This window comes from Bradyrhizobium sp. 172 (assembly GCF_023101065.1).
Taxonomy (GTDB): domain Bacteria; phylum Pseudomonadota; class Alphaproteobacteria; order Rhizobiales; family Xanthobacteraceae; genus Bradyrhizobium; species Bradyrhizobium canariense_D.
Genome location: NZ_CP064701.1, coordinates 1,395,911 through 1,412,695, shown reverse-complemented (window position 1 = coordinate 1,412,695; position 16,785 = coordinate 1,395,911). Strand labels below are relative to the sequence as shown.

The following is a 16,785-nucleotide window of genomic DNA, read 5'->3' as shown; positions in this document are numbered from 1 at the left end:
TTGGGCGGCTCTGTGTCGAATGCATGCAGCGGCATGCGAATGTTGGCGTCGGACCGGGAGGAAACCAAATCAAGCTTGGTCTCGAGCAATGGCCGCTTCCTGTCGAAGAGGGGAGCGGACAGAAGTTGTTCAATGGCACGCTGGAGCAGATCGAGCTCGGCGCCCGACCCGGCGCGGGTCACACTCGAAGGTGGAGCACCATTTTCTCCATAGTATTCGCACTCCTCAGCCCCTGAAGTCTTTCTCGGTGCCGTTTCGCAACGCCCGAAGGACATTCGGCCACGGCATCTGTCTTCCTCGCCGAACCATAATCATCCCGCGTGTCCCCGAGCGGATGGCGACACTCGGTCTGCTCTACGGTGGTTGCGTCGAGTAGGAGCCGACAAATCCGCGTCTGATCGAATTGCACGACTTCAGTATCGAGCCCGAGCTTAAGAGCGCGATGTGACACGAGCAACGAAGCTGCCATCGGGCCTTGCCTTCACAAGAAAGCTAGAGGAGTTTAAAAAAATGCGTGCGCCGTCCTATTCCGAGGCCTTGGAATTCGCGATCGACCGCTCGTACGACATTAACCTTGACATGTTGAGGTCACGGAATTTGCACCTTGACATGCACAACGATTATCTTGTCGGCACATATCCGCCTCTCAAGGCAATGGGCGACCTGAATGCCGAAAAGTTGTTGCTTCAGGTTTCGTCGTCAATTGATCTCTATTTTCACATCCCCTTCTGTGATCAGTATTGTACCTTTTGCCACTTCGCCAAGGAAATCAATCCATCTTCCGGGCGAGTGGAGCGCTATCTGGCGGCTTTAGATAAAGAGATGAGTTGGTCGGACGCAGCGCTCGGTGGCAGAGCTGTTGAGACTGCTTTTTTTGGAGGCGGCACTCCCTCGTTCTTAACCAACCGTCAACTCGAAACGCTATTTGGCATGATTAGCCGGCGCTTTGACTTGTCTAAGTCGGAAGTGAGTTTCGAATTGCATCCCTCTCTTGCAAAGCAAGCGGACGCTGCAGATCGCATATCCACACTGCTTAAAGCCGGCGTAAACCGCTTCGTATTGGGCGTTCAGAGTCTAGATCCGAGCATTTTACGCATATTGAACCGCGGGCACCACGTGGACGAGGTAGTACAACTAGTAAAGTTACTGAATGAGATGGGCGTTCAGAATCTGTCGCTTGATCTCATGTATGGGTTGCCGCAGCAAACGCTCCGGAGCTGGTACGACTCACTTATCGGCTTACTGGATATGGGAATAGAGAAGTTCAATGTATTCCCATTGATGTTTAAATCTACAGACCCCGTAGCCCGCCATTTGGCTAGGGGACGATATCAATTTGCCGGGGCTAAGGAGCGCATTATCATGCATTTTATGGCCGAGCACATCCTCACGAAACTCGGCTATCGCCATGGGCCGATTTTCTATTGGAGTAAGCAGTCGCAGCCGCACTCAATTCAACAGAGCCGCAAATACGATTCCTGGAACGACAATAATCTGGTCCCGTTTGGGGTTGCCGGGTTTGGTTACATGAGCCAGTGCCAGTTCTATAACGAGGCAGATTTAGATCGCTACCTATATAGGGTTGAGGCGGGCGAGAAGCCTGTGTGGAAGGGTGTTGTCCTGTCGCAAGATGATCTCATGCGCAGAACGGTAATGTTTGCCCTGCGTAGCAGTGGGGTGTTGCTCTCCCGCTTCGAGCGGGAGTTTGGGGTTTCCATTGAGAAATGCTTTGGCCGCGAGCTTGAACTCTTGAATGAGGCAGGACTCATCTGCATTTCGAACGGCCTGCTTTCGCTAACTGCCGCCGGCACTATCAATTCGGGCGCCGTATCGCTGCTATTTTTCTCGAACAATATACTCGAGCGGGTCGCGTACAACGACAGTAGGATAATAGACAAACGAACTGATCTGCTCGAAAAGCACGATTACTCACCGGCCGCACGATACGGGTCAAGTGCCGAAATGCAAGTTGCGTTTCGATGAAGTCGCGTGCGCGCTCATTTATGGTCGCTCCTTTTTCCGTTTCCACCCCGCAAGGCTCGCCCTCCCAGGCGGAGGACATATTTTCGCATCTGTCCGATAGCATTGATCGCCGGCACCGAGAACGCCCGCTTGGGCTTGTCAGCAATTTTGTCGCCGATCAACTGCCGCACTGCATTGCGGAGATCAAATGCAGTGAACGACCAGATGAAGCGGTTAAGGCTCTTGGGCGTAATATCAACGCGATGATTGCGGAGGCGGACTATGAAGCGCAGCTGCTAAGTCTGCCGCAGTCGGAATTCGAGATCGCTAAGACAGACATCCAATATCTCGTAAATTGTGCTTATCAGATGTCTGCGTTTGCCGGCCTTCATCCCGTGGACGCCGAGCTGACGGTGGGAGATGTACTGATCCGCCTTGCGCGCTCGACTTGTCAACGGCGGCCTGGCATTGAGGTCCTCTCCTATGAAGATATGATCCTTACGAATCCGCTGCAGAACGATCCACGCGTATACTGCCTCGGCGCGGCCGGCGTCGAGGAGCGAGATTTTTGCTTGGGCCACCAGATCATCGAGAGCGAATTGCAGTCAGCAATGGACGCTCTGCTCAAGTTGCGTGATGTGGCCGACGTGGATGCGGGGCAATGTCTTGCGACATGCCTGGAGCGCCTTGAGTCAGCAAACAATGTTCTGACGCGCTTTTATGAACATATGTCGCCGGACTTATTTGGCCAATTTCGTGTGTTTTACGGAAAGAATCCTTATAAGAATACGCTTGGTCCAAGCGGCCGCTTCTCGGCCCGTATCGTGGCGGTCTCGGTGCTACTGGTCGGTGAAGAACTCTTCCACCACAAACCGCAATTTTATAGGGATCTGTACCGGCTGTCCGAATATTATCCGCAGAGATGCATTCACGAGGTATTCCGCTGGCTGTCGTCAGGCAAAGGGAGTGCACCGCTCAAGCCAGGTTGGCTAAAGGGGAAAGCGGACTTTCCCAGGGTTGCGACCATTTCGCCAGTCGTGGAGCATCACGGCGGCGAAATCGGAACGCTGCGCACGTCCTGTGTTTGTGCACTGGATCGGTTTACCCGGATGCATCGTAGTACGGCCTTAAAATATACGGTTGAGCCGGGTCGTCCAGTTGTCGGAGTTGAGGTATCGGAAAGTGTTGAGGCTGTCCTTTCTCAGCGGCTGTTGACAGAGGCGCGCCCGTAAGCCGACGGTGGTCTCTGCGTGGCTAAAAACAAAGGCGCAGGCGTCCGCCACCGGTCGAGAGGTAATAGTCGATGTCTCAAGACGAACTGATCCTTCGTCGGTTCGAGTCCGGGGATAGCGATGATGCATGGCATCTGCACAGAAGCGCATCGCAGGATGTTGGTGTGTGTGGCCCGGAAGGGGCTTGGGAGGATGATTTACGCAATATCGGGGAAGTATACATCGCCTCGGGCGGTGACTTCGTAGTTGCGCATATTGGTCCCCGGTTCGCTGCCATGGGTGGGCTGAAACCTTTTGATGATGATGTCGCAGAACTAAAACGTATGCGGGTCGACCCCGTCTTTCAGCGACGAGGGTTTGGAAGGAGGGTTCTTCGTGAATTGGAGTCGCGAGCTGTTGCTCTCGGTTTCAAGTGGATAATGCTCGATACAACAACGATCCAAGTAGGGGCCCAAAGACTTTATGAGAGCGCTGGCTATGTTCGCCGCAGGGAAGGGATGTTGCACGGATATGCAGTGATCTTCTACGAGAAGCGGCTCATTTGGCCAGGAATGACCCCCGCTGAGCAAATGAGGTTGTGAGACCGGACAATCCAGTGAAGCTCTACGGACGCGCAACGAGCACAGATTCAATCACTTGCCCCCTGACTAGCCGAAATGCCCAATCTCGCTCCTTGGGAATGACGTGGAATGCGCTCAGATAAAACCGTATCATCCGCGAGAACTTTCTCATTAAGCTTCGCGAGATCTGCGATCGGAATGAATCGTGTCACTGTAGCTGACAAGGACGTGAAGGTTTCGCGACCGATAGGCCTCGAACGCACGCACAAACTCACGTCTGGCCGAGCCAGCGTTGCATTCAAAACGAGAGCTGATACGGTGCGCCAGCGGCGGATAGGCGAAGACGCTCTGGAGTGTCGTGGGCTCGCGACGTGAGCCTTGCCAGCCGGCATACAAATCCACCTCGATTCAACCGCAACATTCTGTTGCGTATGGAATCCAAAAGTCCGCTCTTGGCGATGCGGGGTGGTGGATGCACGGGCGCGTCCAATCGCCCCCTACCAGCTTGTGGTGGTCGCCCTTCCAGATCGTGATGCTACTCGGGCGTATCGACCGGTTGCGTGCCGTAGCGCTCGCAGGCTCTCAACCAAGGACCCAGCTCGCACCCTTCTGGATCACGATCGAGCACCAAACCTGCATCAAGCAGCTGCGGATCGGGTCTCACCAGCTTCGTGGTGCTCACGCCCGTATTCGGGTCAACTGCCATTCGGTAGTCTCGTTCAAGCAGCTCTCGCAGGCGCTCGATGCGAGCGAACCGGAATGGATGGACCGGTTTAATCATCGGGCCAGGCTCCTCGGGTCGAATGCGAACAATTGGATGATGAAAATGACGGCGGGCGACGGGTTACGTTCATGAGTCGAGCTGTCGGTTCTCCGCCGAATGCCAGTCCGCGCCGTAGAGGCGGATCATCTCCCGACGGGACCGCTCGATGAAGATGCGCTCAACGCAAAAGCCGGTTGTCACTGAAGCCGCCAGCGCAAGGCCGCAGACCATATAGTCATTCATGAAATTCCAAAACATGTTGCAGCCGGCAACTCCCACAAAAGTAAGTGCCATGACCGTATTGCGAAATGCCTTAACCATGTTGCCCCCAGTCAGTGGGAACTTTACCATTGCAACCATGGCGATTAGCAGCGTTTGTCCTTGTTAGGCGCCGTCTTTCTGCTCGATCGGCCTGGGTCCGCCCGCGCTGTCGACGGCCGTGGGTTCCCCATTGCCCGGCGCAGCTCATTCGATCGCGTCGGAGTCCTGGCGCGGATTGCCCGATCCGATACAGCTCGTGGACAATGACCTCTACTCTCCGCATCTCCTCCGACGACCACAGGCGTGGCACATCAAAATAACCGAGCACCGGCTCGGCGCTCGGCCGCCCAGGCGAACCGATTCGAGGATGAGAAGCGCCGAGGGCTCGACAGGGTCGGCTACGCCGCGATCCAGCGTGATTTCGGGTATATGCGCCGCATTCCTATGCCGAACGCGAGATAATGGCAGTGAATATGACCTCAAGTTGTATCACGCTAGATGATCCACGTTGCGACCTTTAAGTGACCTCTTTTGGGGCTTAAATATGAAGAGACTTCTGGGACTCTTGCTGCTCGCCCATTCCTTCTTCCTTTCCGCCGAGGCCATCGCACAGGGGCTTCCTGCCCCCTCGTACTGGAAGAATGAACGAGGTTCAGAACTTTTTGTTTGGTCCGCCAATAGCGGGGCAATACAAGGGACTTTCACAAACCATGCTCAAGGGTTTGCGTGCCAGGGCATTCCATATCCTGCATCGGGAGCCGTTAGCCCTGCTGGCTTGTATTTTGTTGTTACCTTTGCCCAGTGCAATTCCTTCACCCGGTGGGTTGGAAAGCTCAACGGGTCTCAAATGCCGACCTCATGGACGCTGTTCTACGTTGACAAGAACGGCAAGCCCGGCAAGTTGAGGGGTGCCGATACATTCACGCGCGTATGGTAGTTTTCAATCTTCTTGCTCTGTCGTGACCTTTGATTGGAAACTCACTCTCGCGAGTTTTTGGCTGCGTCTCTTCGGGAAATGTGGGCTCGCGTTCGTGGAGCACTGGCCTGTCCAGGATCAGCTTCGATGCTGGACAGCCGGCAAGTCGTGCCGAACGGCCCGGGAAAAACATCAAAGGGCCTCTCCCGAAATCCGAAAGGACATTCTGAATTTGCGTCCGAATCGCGGGACGATCCGTGCACTACCGTTACTTTTCAGGTCCTTGTTTTGAAGCCGAGCGCGGGCTCCGGCAGATGCCGCTAACATCTGCGGCGGTCGCGTTGCCTGAGTTTGGTTGACGACGTGAATTTTCAGCTCTCGATACCTAGAATTCTCACGCAGCGCGATTCGCAGGCTTCGCCGCCGGAAGTAGCCAAGGGCGCGCTCGGTCTAACCGTTCCGCGAAGCTGCTTGCTATTGCCGGTTCATTGCGCGGCGACAAGATCGCACGTTGGCAACGAGTACGGACTTGATCCCTCTCTAGCATTAGGTAGATCGCCCTCATTTGGAATTAGAGATACTTAGTGACGACTGGCATCGCAAAGTGGTTTAACGCGACCCAGGCTATAGTTTTATCAAGCTGGATTAATGGCGGAGCCGACGTTTTCGTGCACACAGGGCGGTCGAGAAGGCCGGCTATACCGATCTTGCAGAGGGGGCCTTGATCAGGTTAGAGATCAAGACTGGCAGCTCAGGCAAGGTATCCGCAGAAAATCTGCGTACAGGATCATTCGCGCTATCAGCTACGTGACGCGTCAACAGTGATTCGCCTAGGGTGTCAGCATTCTTCGCGCTTACATGCCTCGATCTGACTTCGGCGAAACACTTCAGAGTCGGCAACCTCGCCTGAAGGCGCACATCAGTGTCAATACGCGATCTCGTTTTTTTTCAAAACCATTGTATTTCTCAGGCAAGAAGATTCGCAGCCACAAGATCTTCGGTTGCGGCCCCAACAGACTTGAAGAGAGTGATCTCTTGCTGCGAAAGGCGGCCAGACTTCAAACCATTGGTTAACTCATGAAGATCCCCACAAATCATTGAGGCGTCCCACCGGCCACCCGCAATCGGCTGGAGCAGATCACCGGCTTCTTTGAGGGCACGCATAGTATCTACGAACACGCGGCTGCGGCAAACAGCATCGTCGTCGGTCTCACGCATTTCTGGTGTGAATGCGCCGACGAGATCGAGATGTGTTCCTGGCCTGAGGTGCTGGCCTACGATCAGCGGCTCACGTGACGTGGTGGCGCAGCTAACGATGTCCGCCAACGAGAGAGCGTCCGTCTGATCAGCAGCCGGTTTGGCCTTGAGACCTGATGCTCAAGTGTGTCCGCGAGCTTAGACACGTTGCGCATTGCGCCCCGAGACCAGCACGGCTTCAATCGGCCTAACTGCGCGATGGGCAACGGCCAAATAGGAGGCGAGCCGGCCGGTTACAATCAGCAGCAGCGTGCGGCTGTCGGGGCGTGAGAGATGTCGTCATGCGAGCGCGGAGGCGGCGGCCCTACGCCGATTAGTGAGTGTTTCGCCATCGATCATTGCGCGCGGCCGACCGGTTGCCGTCGAACAGCATGTAAAGCGAGGAAAAGGCGGGAGACCGCATGCCCCCGCTCTTAACACGGTCACCAGCTTCGCGCCGAGTGCCTTGCCCCGCTCCCAAGCCGGCATTGTCAGGAGACGACCTGGGCTTGCAGCGGTACCAACATTATAGCTCTGCCGCACCGGCATCGCTTCTCCGCCGCGCCGCTTAAGGCATCCATCAACCTCGGATAGTTGAGGCCGGCATCTACCTCTGGGACGGAGAAATAACGCGACATGATTTCCTCGTTTTATGCGAAGTTCGGACGAGTTTAGCACCCGTCCCTCCGATGACAGCACGGTCTATACCGCCGCCAAAGAGAGGCCGTCGCCAGCGTTTAGAATTCCGTGTGAAGCTCGACCGAACGTACAGAACACAAAAATCGCTCGCCTCGTAGCAACAGATCGAGGTCAATGGCCGTCAGAGCGCGAAGTTGAGTCATGAGCATGCCGATGACAGTCCCATACTTGGCGAACTCGCTTGGGTAATCAGAACCGGGTCTCCATTAGGTGAACAAGTTGGGACCCCGCGATGTAGAAGGCTTCCCGCGCGGCACGAAAGCGTTGCCGTTCAACGGCAGTGACCGGCAGCGGAAGATCGTTCTCCGCGATCTGCCCCAGAACGTACGAAGCCAACACACTGCCAAAGACTGTGCCAGGTGCGATGCCGCGACCGTTATAACCGCTGAAAGCAACGACGTTGCGGTCGAGCTCGTGAAAGCGCGGCAGGTTGTTCGAGGTCATTCCAATCATGCCGAACCAGCCGGTTTCAAACTCGACATCCTGAAGTCCCGGAAACAGCTTGCGCAACGATCTCTGAGCCCATGCCCGGTGAACGGATGCGCCAATACCCTCAAGGGCACCAACACTGCCAAACACGAGGCGCCCGGAGCGATCCAAGCGAAATGAAGAGAGGACCTCTCGAGTGTCCCACGCTCCCTGCCGTTCAGGCAGGATCGACTTCCTCAGACCATCCGGCAGAGAACCTGTAGCAAAGTTGAAGTAGGGCAGATGGATCTGCTCCCGCCGTACCTGCGACCAAAGTCCTTTACCATAGGCATCCGTCGCAACGATCACCCATTCCGCATCTACCGATCCGCTTTCTGTGCTAATCCTCCAGCGCAGGCCGTTGTGTTGCGCAGTAACAGCCTCGCTCTGTGTGAATATCCTGGCGCCCGCTGCAAGCGCGGCTCTCGCTAGACCGTGCACATAGGCCAGCGGCTGTATCGTCCCGGCGCGCTTATCGAGCAGCGCCCCGCTGTATTCGCCACCGCCCACTTTCCTGCGTGTCTCCTCTGCATTTAGCACTACGACAGGGGCGCCACGCTTCTGCCACTGTTCGGCGCGGGCCTCGATCTCTTGCAAGCCCTTACGTCCGACGGCACAATGCAGGGTACCGGCACGTTCCACTTCACATTCGATGCCATGCTTTTGGATGAGGTCGAACACCTTTTGCGGTCCACGGCCGAGTTGTTCAATCAACCGTTCGCCGAAGGGGGCGCCGAGCGTATCCGGAAGGGTGTCAGGCATCACCCACATGCCCGCGTTAACCAGACCGACGTTCCGGCCCGAACCGCCGAACCCAATTTCGGACGCCTCCAACACCGCGACGCGCGCCCCTCCTTCGGCGAGATGAAGTGCAGACGACAGCCCGGTATATCCAGCGCCAATCACGATCACATCCGCTGCGGTGTCACTGGCGAGGGGAACAGTGTCTGGCGCCGATGGCGCGGTGAGAGCCCACAATCCATGTGATGCTGAATTGTTTCGCATCCAGAAATCCTCCTACTATTCTTGCTTCTTGATCAGCCCAGGTGGCGCTGCAATCAGTGCCGCGCCTAAGGGTCAAGGATGGATACCATTTCGTCGATATGTGCATCGATCCGTTCGAGAACCTGCCCAGGCACGACGTCGCGTTCTGGAAGAACTGACCACTTGTCGCGCACGGCCGCCGCGGTCTCAGCTACAGCCGTCACCACTGCCCCCTCTGGAAGACGGCTGCGGTTCGCGAAATTGCGCCAGCGCTCTGGAGTCAGGGGCTTGAATGACTTTTCGCCCGCAAGGCTCAATGCTAGACCATCTTTCGGGATATACGAAATTGTTGAGAGCACGTCGTAGATTGGCGCCAACGTAGGCCTCCGTCCGTCTCCAGGATACAGTAACGACCAATTCTTGAGATGCATGTCGCCATTGCCCGTGATCGCGGTGAGCGCAAGACGACGGACAAATTCGATCGCGGAATCGAACGAGACACCGCTGTTCAGCGCGGCCGCGATATTGTGATACGCCGCACCGGTATATTTCTCGGACGGATAGCGGCCGAAGACCTGTGCAAAGTCCTCCATATGCACGCGCGCTGCATCGCCACCGCGATCGAAGCGACGGACAAGAAGCACTTTGCCCGTGGACATGGTGTTAAACTCTTCCGGAATGCTGGCGAAATCCGTCTTTTCGACGAGCTCACGTGCAGGCACTTCCATCCCTAGCGCTTCCGCTAAGGCTAGGATCGCGAATTCGTTTTCCGAAAGCCCAATGTGGGTGAGGGAGGGAAATTTCGCGATGTACTGCCCTTGCTCATCGTCGACGGCGAGCGTGATCCCCCCTTCTTTTCCGGTATTTTTGATGACGGAGAGCTTCATCTGGACACCGGCGAGCGAAAAGCGCGCCTTCTTCTTGCCTTCTGATTCTGGCCCGGCCGGAACGGGAACGCCGTCGCTCGGCAACGCTCGTACCGCTCCCGGTAGATTTGTCCCCAGTGCTGCCAAGAGATCGAAGTCGTTTCCAGGTCTTACTGACGCTGCGTGGTGCTTTTCCATTGCTTCGCGCAGTTTCTCTTCGGGCAGCAAGTTCGCGAAGAACGGCGGCAGCGCGCCGCGTATGGGTTTGGGATCCCGGCGGAGGCTGCCATCCGCCGAGCGAAGCGACAGGCTGAAGATCGGAGGGTCGTTCAAGCTCCTATACGCGGGCAAGAGATTGAATGCGCTGTAGTCGCCCGGCGTTCGCACGAGCGTGCCGACGGCAAGATCGTTTAATGAGATGTCGAGCGATTGGATACGTTCAGCCGCGAGGACAGGCTTATTCATGCTCCTCCTCAACATCTGACGTGAACGCAGGATGGTCATCATCGCCCGTAGCTGGCTGTAGCATTGATTGAATAGCCGGTACCATCGCTTGCGGAATCAGCATCATTTCCATGCCAAGGGCGCGAGCAACGTTGACGAGTGTCGTTGCGCGCGCTGCAGCGGCACCCGTTTCAATGTCGCGATAGCGGGGCCTGCTAATGTTCGCCCGGAGGGCGACTTGCTCCTGGGAGAGGCCAGCAGCCCTTCGCGCTCTGCGAAAGTGTAGGCCAAGTTCCTCGAGCAGCGGGTTTGGAGCCGAAGCCATGATATGTTCTCGGATCATTAACACCGAAATGATATGTAAACAGATCATACATCGCAGTCAAGCGAAACGTAAACAGATCTTCTTATCGACAATGATGCTTAAACATATCTTGTTCCAGCGGCAATGTCGTCTGAACTGTTGACCCTGCTGCCAGAATGGCCCTTGGGGCTAATGCGCCTGACGCGATGAAGGAGCCAGATCTTATCGCCAGGTTGACACAGATTCCCATGGCGCTCGCGTGCATTGGGCGCATAGGAATGGCCGCCAGCGAACGAACCGGATCCTGGAACGCGGTGCGTCGCTTTTATGGAACGCCAGTTGAAAGCGGTCGGTAGATGGATCATCGAAGTTCTTCCATGACGCGCCGTCCTAGTGGCGTCGTGCCGAGTCGTTTCCGTGAGGCGCCTTTGGCGCCAAGCAAGTCCGTATTGCCAAATCAATTCCGATGTCCGCCGGCCCGCCTCGATGTAGCTACGAAGCGTCGAACTACCTATCAATTCGTTTTTCATTCTTCGACATGCTTCCCACGACGGCCAATAGCCTGCGGGCGTGACCGGGCCGCTGACGTGGCCACTCGCAGGGCCGCAATGCGAGCGGAGTGGTCTCGGCTAGTACCAGCAACTTTTCTTCTATTCGCGTTGATATCCAATCCTACGACGCGCAATTAACGTGTTCCTATGCAACATCAACCGGAGCATGATGGTCAAATCGGCGGCACTCGACAGGGAAAGTTCGACGACTGCGTTGATTCTCTTGACGTCCCCGCCCAAGAAGCGACCAGGCGAATACACAAGAGCCTCGCTCGCTTCAATCGTGAGAGTTGACGATGGGCCACTTGAAGGAGACGCTCCGCACCATGAAGCGACCTCGGAAGAATCGCGGCATGCCGCCGCCCGCGACGTTCGATATCGATTCGCTGCCGGGCAGCTCAAACTTAACGGCATTAGAAACGGCCGCCGTGATCCGGCGCACGCCTGGAGCCCTGGAGCTATGGCGGCGCAATCCGAACCACCCGCTGAAATGGCGCTACATCGATGGCCGCCCGCTTTACCGAGTTGATGCGGTGCGCGACTATCTGGCCGGACGCGATGAGACAACTAAGTCGTCGCAGCCGCATAATGCTCGCGAAGACGGCCAAGCAATTCGGCCTTGATGGGATCGAGCGGATTCGTCCGCTGCAGGCGCACGACCTTGCCTCCCCGTTTAGCGCCGACCAACTCCGCGATGTAGTCATGAGCAGCTTCGAACGCCATCTTGCGGATGATCCACTGTTCGTCGTGATTGTAGACCTGATCGATCCCGCGCGGCTTTTGCCCGACACACAACCGCTGGATTTCGTTGTCATAGCCGCAGCGTGACATGATGGTTCGCAAGCTGCGCCTTAAGTCATGCATTGTGAACTTGGCGACACCCGCTTCCTTGACCAGGCGGTCGACCAAGTTTGTGAAGCCCGATATCTGGCCGCCGGTCTTCGGTGACGGGAAGACATAGTCCGACGTCGCACGCTGGAAATGTTTTGCGGCCGTAAGCACCTCGTCAACGAGGTGGGTACGCGGCACGTCGTGGTAAACGCCCATCTTGGTCCATGCTGCCTCGAAAGTGATGCGGTCATCCATGACGTGATTTTGCCACTCGATCATGGCTGGCTCGCTGCGGCGCGGGCCGCCAAGTAGGCACATTCGTGTCAATAGCCCAAACGTCCCAAGCTTGCCGGATGCGTGCCAGACTTTGATGATCTCCTCGTCGGGCAGCGCCCGGCCCTTCGTTCGGCGCCCGACCCGCTGCGCGCGCGTCTCCTTGGGCACGCGATAGCCGGCGAGCACGTTGTGCTCGACGTAGCCTTCGCCGACGCACCATTCGAGGAACGTGTGCGTGTGCTTGCGCAAGTCCTTTGCTGCGCCGCGCTTGCCGGTCTTGCCGATCCTGTCCACCGCCGCCATGATTTGCCGTCGCGTGAGCTCGGCGATGGCGAGGTCGAAATGATCTTTCAGACCGCGTCGGAGTGCCGACATAGCCGGTTTCCAGTTGACGACCTGGCGCCCGGTCAGGGACATTTCGTAGGGGCCATCTTCAACGATCAAGGTCGCCAGTGTCGTGCACTGCCGCTCGGCCAGCGCTTGCCGCTTCGCCTCGCGCTTGCCCTCATTGGGATCGATCCCAATGACCACCTCCCCAGCGACGACGGTGGCGGCCCTGCGCGCGGCCTTCTCATTGAATTTGGGCCATGCACCCAGCGTCTTGCGTTGGGTGCCTTTCGTCCCAGGCTTTGTGAACATGAAGACCCAGGTCCTGCCACCCGTCGCGCGCATCCTGATCGCGAGCCCCGGCTGCTCTGTGTCGTGCAGATAGTGCTGCGATTTGCCCGGCGGCAGCGTCGCCGCACGGATGGCCGCGTCAGTGAGTCTCAGGTAGTTCGTCGTTCCTTCAGCTCTGAGAGATTCTTTACTCTTTTCCATCGTTTGTGCTCTCGCTCCTTGCGCCCTGAGACGGGTCGCGGCGATCCTAGAAGAAATGGACCACAAGCCATTGCCTTCGCGTTCCCAGTTAATGTGCCCTAAGGGAAATCCTCTGAAGGGCACAGCAGGGACATACAACATGTGGTAAGGCCAACCGAGGCCACGGATGGTCCAATATGGCCACAAGTCCTTACCTTACAAGGACTTTTGCAACAAAACTATGGCTGGATTAGGTTGGCTACAGTCCACCAGTTGTGGTTCACACGGGAGAGGTCCAAGGTTCGATCCCTTGTGCGCCCACCATTCACCTTCCTGAACCATAATTTGCTGCGGAAGATAACCGACGCTCGGCGGCTGTCTTCACCCGTCCAAATCAAAAACAGCGAAAACAACCCCATGCACAGTAGCCGACCTCAGTCGGATCAATGAGTTACGGGATTGCGACTTTTCCGAAATAGAATTTGACTCGTCGGGCAAAACACCGGCATGATGGCATCATCGCGGGGACCTGAAGCGCGATCGCATCAAGCTTCACGCAACCCGCGCCGGTCGCCAGGCTGCGTACAAACCGACCAGGGTGCCGATAATAACCAGCGCTGCGGCCAGCAGCAGCTGCAATTCTCCATCGTCCGTGGTGCCTACGGACGACACAAGTCTGGTCACCACGACGAACAGAATGCCCACGGAGGCTGCTGCACCCACGCCGAGATAGGCGAGCTCGCGCGTCAGCTTGCGGCCGAGGAGTCCGAGTGCCGTGAAATACATCGCGCAGGCGTTAGGATGAACGAACAGCGCAATGCGCGCGTAAGGACCGTAGGCGTCGAGGAGGGACTCACACCGGTTCAGTGCCGCCTTTGAGGCAACTCGCTGCAACAGCGGTCTGAAAAAACGAGCCTGTCCGTAACTCAGGACGGCGCCCAGGATGATGGCCAGCCATGCCACGATGAAAACGGAGACGTCCGCGGGCTTCGGATTGAGCGCCACGGACATCAAGATGAGAGCGGTTCCGGGGAAATAGCCAAAATACGGGAAGACCGCCTCCAGCAGCACGCAGACGAATATGAAAGCCGGAAACCACGCCGAACCGGTCGCATCCTGGACGATGGCGTTCAGGTCGAAGAGGTTTGTCCTGTACAGGACGAGGTACATGCACATGGCCAACCCGGCCAGCGCGTAAAACGGCAATGCTCCCGATAGAAACCGCCTCATCCAGCTATCGCGCCTTGTTGCGCGGACACAGCGGAAACCATCGATAAACGCCCCCTACCCAATCGACAAAATCTCGATCTCCTGCGCACCGGACCCCACGACATCCCCGACCGCCTTCCCCATCAACGACTTCGCCACCGGTGCCACGAATGAGATCGTGCCGGCCTTGGGATCGGCTTCGTCCTCGCCGACGATGCGATAGGTTTGCACGCGGCCATCGGCGCGGCTGAAGGTCACCGTGCTGCCGAAGGCGACGACATCGGTCGAGGCCGGGGCGGGAATGACCTGCGCCGTGCGCAGCCGTTCGGTGAGATAGCGGGCGTCACGCAAGGGCACCGCCGACTGCCGGCGCTTTTCGTTGACGTCCTCGATGGCTTGCGCGGCTTCATAGGCCTCGCGCGCGTCCTGAAGCTGCTTTTGCAATGCCTGCAAGCCTGCTTCCGTCACGAGGTTTGGATGCGGCGAGATCGGCCGATCCGGCAACAGCGTCTCGGCGGCGGTTTCCGCGCTCTCTTCCTTGGTAAAGGCAACGCTCAAGTCGAAAATCCTGTCGAACTGTTCGGGCTCACGGCCCGCGCCTTCGCGCCGCAAGCAATCGCGGCGGGCAGAAGCTGGCGATCATCCCGGATCATATCTCAAGTACGACGAAACGGCGCAGCTTGAAAACGATGTCCGGCATGGCCTGCCGGAACCGCGTGGCATCCCGGAACGTGGTCGAGAACGGCGCGAAGGTGATCATCGCGTTCCAGTGCCTGTAGCCGTAGACCGTGACGGAGGCGCCGGTCGCCGGAAAATTCTCGAGCTTGCGCAACTCACCCAGGACGAGATCGGCGATCGCTTCAGCAGGCAGCAACTGCTTGCCATCAGGTGTCGTGGCGATCTTCGCTGGCGGCTCGACTGGCTTCGCGGGGGCCAGCGCCGCATCGGGCGCGTTCTCGGAATTTGTTTCGGGCTTGCCCTCGAGGTTGGCCGGCGGCGTATCGGCGGCGGGCGGCTCGACCAGCTCAAATCCGTTCGTCGGCGCGGTCGGCGGCGGAACCTCGATGAGCGGCGGCGGCGCAATGCTTTCTGCGGCGCGCCTGTTGCCTCCCAGGATGCTGCTGATCATGGCCACGAGGCCAGCATCCTTCACGTCGTCACTCATTACTCCCCCCAGGCTTCGACCTACTCTAGCACCGCTCGCGCGGACCGCCACTGGGGATGTATGGCCGGATTCCGTCCGGCCAAGATCCTATTTCACGTGATGGCATTGGCGGGGCGATGCCCGATCACGCCGCGCTGCCGTGCGATCCGTCACTGCTTATCGAACGGAATGTATTGTTGGTATTGCTTCGGCACCGAGCTGCGGTAGCGCGCGGGCACCGTGCCGCTGTCGACCGAGTGATCGATCTCCTGCTGCCGCGTCATCTTCTTCTTCGCCGGCTTCTTCGACGCACTCTTCTTGGAGTCGGTCGGCTGGCTGGAGGTGTCGTTGGTTGCGCCCGGCGCTGCCGGCGTCGCTGCCGGCGCGGCGGTTGTCGCCGCAGGCGCCGCGGTTCCGGCGGCGGCTGGTGCGCCCTGCGCCAACGCGAGCGGTGTCTGCATGAGAAGCGCCAGCGCTGCTGTCGCAGCCAGCAAGTATGATTTCTGCATTAGAACCTCCAAAATACCTGATCCGAATAAGGCAAGCGTATTTCTGCGGGATCGACGCGTGCAAGTCCGTTCACGATGGGCTCGAACCCCATGGTGAACTGTGGCCGAGATCACATTGCCGGCAGCAGGCTGCGTCATGATGCGCCTTGTCGCGAACGCAAAGCATTCTGGCGACACCAATACAGGCATGACTGCGCAACAGACGAGCCAGGCTCGCTGACATTCCCACCCACTCGCTCTCGAAGGAGACTGACATGCGTCGCACGATCCTCACTCTCGCATCGCTCGCGGCCCTGCTCGCCGTAGCATCCCCGGCAGCCCAGGCACATCCTGCGAACGATCGATATTGCATCCAGGGCCGCTCGTGGGGCTATCCCGGCAATTGCCAGTTCGCCAGCTATCAGCAGTGCCTCGCTACCGCCTCCGGCACGTCGTCCTATTGCGGCATCAACCCGCGCTACGCGTTCTCGCAGCAGCGCGACTACTGACGAATTGGCGGCGTGCGCGTATGACGCGCGCGCCGCCACAATTTTTGCGTGAAGACGACCCGCTTCGCCGACGTGCCGGCGAATTGAAACTGTGCGAAGCCGCTTGCGTCCGTCGATGACGAGAATGTTATCCGTCATCAGCACCGAGAAATTCACGATGCGCAGCCGTGGCTTGCGGGCCAAGGCGCACCTTCCGAAAATTTCGATACCGGGCAATTGTGATCCATCTCGCTCGTGGCAGGCGTGATCGCGCCTAGGCTGCAAACTCCAGCGCGAGAAACCTT

General features: G+C 57.8%; 17 protein-coding genes and 1 pseudogene. 7 read left to right on the top strand and 11 right to left on the bottom strand.

Annotation, left to right across the window (positions count from 1 at the left end):
• Positions 1–510 precede the first annotated feature (510 nt).
• The 3 genes from IVB07_RS06730 (at position 511) to IVB07_RS06720 (ending at position 3,775) form a co-directional block, all read left to right on the top strand.
• Entirely contained in the window at positions 511–1,983 is a 1,473-nt protein-coding gene (locus tag IVB07_RS06730; protein WP_247455915.1) for a coproporphyrinogen-III oxidase family protein, read from the top strand.
• Positions 1,980–3,194: a hypothetical protein gene (locus IVB07_RS06725; RefSeq protein WP_018453715.1), complete on the top strand. Its 1,215-nt coding sequence runs from the start codon at positions 1,980–1,982 to the stop codon at positions 3,192–3,194. Before IVB07_RS06730 ends, IVB07_RS06725 begins: the two co-directional genes overlap by 4 nt.
• Before the next feature lie 71 nt (positions 3,195–3,265).
• Positions 3,266–3,775 (top strand): GNAT family N-acetyltransferase, encoded by a 510-nt coding sequence (locus IVB07_RS06720; protein WP_026232583.1) that lies wholly within the window; start codon positions 3,266–3,268, stop codon positions 3,773–3,775.
• Positions 3,776–4,289: 514 nt separating this feature from the next.
• Here IVB07_RS06720 and IVB07_RS06715 read toward each other — a convergent pair.
• Positions 4,290–4,535, bottom strand: coding sequence for a hypothetical protein (locus tag IVB07_RS06715; protein ID WP_247282434.1), 246 nt, complete (start codon positions 4,533–4,535; stop codon positions 4,290–4,292).
• Between the two features lie 69 nt (positions 4,536–4,604).
• Entirely contained in the window at positions 4,605–4,838 is a 234-nt protein-coding gene (locus IVB07_RS06710) for a hypothetical protein (RefSeq protein WP_026232582.1), read from the bottom strand.
• A gap of 484 nt (positions 4,839–5,322) precedes the next feature.
• Here IVB07_RS06710 and IVB07_RS06705 point away from each other — a divergent pair, with 484 nt between their 5' ends.
• Both IVB07_RS06705 and IVB07_RS06700 read left to right on the top strand, forming a co-directional pair.
• Positions 5,323–5,715 (top strand): avidin/streptavidin family protein, encoded by a 393-nt coding sequence (locus tag IVB07_RS06705; RefSeq protein ID WP_247455914.1) that lies wholly within the window; start codon positions 5,323–5,325, stop codon positions 5,713–5,715.
• 575 nt (positions 5,716–6,290) lie between these two features.
• Positions 6,291–6,505 (top strand): annotated as a pseudogene (locus IVB07_RS06700) (cold shock domain-containing protein).
• A gap of 155 nt (positions 6,506–6,660) precedes the next feature.
• Here the strand turns inward: IVB07_RS06700 and IVB07_RS06695 are convergent.
• From IVB07_RS06695 to IVB07_RS06675, 4 genes are all read right to left on the bottom strand, one after another.
• Positions 6,661–7,020, bottom strand: coding sequence for a hypothetical protein (locus tag IVB07_RS06695; RefSeq protein ID WP_083926331.1), 360 nt, complete (start codon positions 7,018–7,020; stop codon positions 6,661–6,663).
• 798 nt (positions 7,021–7,818) lie between these two features.
• Complete coding sequence (locus tag IVB07_RS06685) at positions 7,819–9,102, bottom strand: FAD-binding oxidoreductase (protein WP_026232581.1); 1,284 nt, start codon at positions 9,100–9,102, stop codon at positions 7,819–7,821.
• A gap of 65 nt (positions 9,103–9,167) precedes the next feature.
• On the bottom strand, positions 9,168–10,412 hold the full coding sequence (locus IVB07_RS06680) for a type II toxin-antitoxin system HipA family toxin (RefSeq protein WP_247371612.1): 1,245 nt from the start codon (positions 10,410–10,412) through the stop codon (positions 9,168–9,170).
• Entirely contained in the window at positions 10,405–10,716 is a 312-nt protein-coding gene (locus IVB07_RS06675) for a helix-turn-helix transcriptional regulator (protein WP_026232580.1), read from the bottom strand. Before IVB07_RS06675 ends, IVB07_RS06680 begins: the two co-directional genes overlap by 8 nt.
• Positions 10,717–11,542: 826 nt before the next feature.
• On the opposite strand from IVB07_RS06675, the gene IVB07_RS06670 reads away from it, so the two are divergent.
• Positions 11,543–11,869 carry a hypothetical protein gene (locus IVB07_RS06670; RefSeq protein ID WP_083926328.1) on the top strand — a complete coding sequence of 109 codons (327 nt, stop codon included), beginning with the start codon at positions 11,543–11,545 and terminating at the stop codon, positions 11,867–11,869.
• Here IVB07_RS06670 and IVB07_RS06665 read toward each other — a convergent pair.
• The 5 genes from IVB07_RS06665 to IVB07_RS06645 all read right to left on the bottom strand — a co-directional run bounded on the left by IVB07_RS06665 (position 11,814) and on the right by IVB07_RS06645 (position 16,013).
• Complete coding sequence (locus tag IVB07_RS06665) at positions 11,814–13,172, bottom strand: integrase arm-type DNA-binding domain-containing protein (protein ID WP_026232579.1); 1,359 nt, start codon at positions 13,170–13,172, stop codon at positions 11,814–11,816. The genes IVB07_RS06670 and IVB07_RS06665 overlap by 56 nt on opposite strands.
• Before the next feature lie 531 nt (positions 13,173–13,703).
• On the bottom strand, positions 13,704–14,381 hold the full coding sequence (locus IVB07_RS06660; protein WP_247296109.1) for a hypothetical protein: 678 nt from the start codon (positions 14,379–14,381) through the stop codon (positions 13,704–13,706).
• A gap of 54 nt (positions 14,382–14,435) precedes the next feature.
• Positions 14,436–14,918, bottom strand: coding sequence for a transcription elongation factor GreA (greA, locus tag IVB07_RS06655; RefSeq protein WP_026232577.1), 483 nt, complete (start codon positions 14,916–14,918; stop codon positions 14,436–14,438).
• Between the two features lie 91 nt (positions 14,919–15,009).
• Positions 15,010–15,525 carry a hypothetical protein gene (locus tag IVB07_RS06650; protein ID WP_018453702.1) on the bottom strand — a complete coding sequence of 172 codons (516 nt, stop codon included), beginning with the start codon at positions 15,523–15,525 and terminating at the stop codon, positions 15,010–15,012.
• Positions 15,526–15,674: 149 nt separating this feature from the next.
• The gene (locus IVB07_RS06645) at positions 15,675–16,013 is read right to left on the bottom strand and encodes a hypothetical protein (RefSeq protein ID WP_018453701.1); all 339 of its coding nucleotides are present in this window, start codon (positions 16,011–16,013) and stop codon (positions 15,675–15,677) included.
• A gap of 254 nt (positions 16,014–16,267) precedes the next feature.
• Between IVB07_RS06645 and IVB07_RS06640 the strand changes: the two genes are divergently transcribed.
• Positions 16,268–16,501 (top strand): DUF3551 domain-containing protein, encoded by a 234-nt coding sequence (locus IVB07_RS06640; RefSeq protein WP_007596464.1) that lies wholly within the window; start codon positions 16,268–16,270, stop codon positions 16,499–16,501.
• Positions 16,502–16,785: the final 284 nt, after the last annotated feature.

Coding starts and splice junctions, on each gene's coding strand:
- IVB07_RS06730 (WP_247455915.1), top strand. CDS start 511: ATGCGTGCGCCGTCCTATTCCGAGGCCTTGGAATTCGCGATCGACCGC.
- IVB07_RS06725 (WP_018453715.1), top strand. CDS start 1,980: ATGAAGTCGCGTGCGCGCTCATTTATGGTCGCTCCTTTTTCCGTTTCC.
- IVB07_RS06720 (WP_026232583.1), top strand. CDS start 3,266: ATGTCTCAAGACGAACTGATCCTTCGTCGGTTCGAGTCCGGGGATAGC.
- IVB07_RS06715 (WP_247282434.1), bottom strand. CDS start 4,535: ATGATTAAACCGGTCCATCCATTCCGGTTCGCTCGCATCGAGCGCCTG.
- IVB07_RS06710 (WP_026232582.1), bottom strand. CDS start 4,838: ATGGTTAAGGCATTTCGCAATACGGTCATGGCACTTACTTTTGTGGGA.
- IVB07_RS06705 (WP_247455914.1), top strand. CDS start 5,323: ATGAAGAGACTTCTGGGACTCTTGCTGCTCGCCCATTCCTTCTTCCTT.
- IVB07_RS06685 (WP_026232581.1), bottom strand. CDS start 9,102: ATGCGAAACAATTCAGCATCACATGGATTGTGGGCTCTCACCGCGCCA.
- IVB07_RS06680 (WP_247371612.1), bottom strand. CDS start 10,412: ATGAATAAGCCTGTCCTCGCGGCTGAACGTATCCAATCGCTCGACATC.
- IVB07_RS06675 (WP_026232580.1), bottom strand. CDS start 10,716: ATGGCTTCGGCTCCAAACCCGCTGCTCGAGGAACTTGGCCTACACTTT.
- IVB07_RS06670 (WP_083926328.1), top strand. CDS start 11,543: ATGGGCCACTTGAAGGAGACGCTCCGCACCATGAAGCGACCTCGGAAG.
- IVB07_RS06665 (WP_026232579.1), bottom strand. CDS start 13,172: ATGGAAAAGAGTAAAGAATCTCTCAGAGCTGAAGGAACGACGAACTAC.
- IVB07_RS06660 (WP_247296109.1), bottom strand. CDS start 14,381: ATGAGGCGGTTTCTATCGGGAGCATTGCCGTTTTACGCGCTGGCCGGG.
- IVB07_RS06650 (WP_018453702.1), bottom strand. CDS start 15,525: ATGAGTGACGACGTGAAGGATGCTGGCCTCGTGGCCATGATCAGCAGC.
- IVB07_RS06645 (WP_018453701.1), bottom strand. CDS start 16,013: ATGCAGAAATCATACTTGCTGGCTGCGACAGCAGCGCTGGCGCTTCTC.
- IVB07_RS06640 (WP_007596464.1), top strand. CDS start 16,268: ATGCGTCGCACGATCCTCACTCTCGCATCGCTCGCGGCCCTGCTCGCC.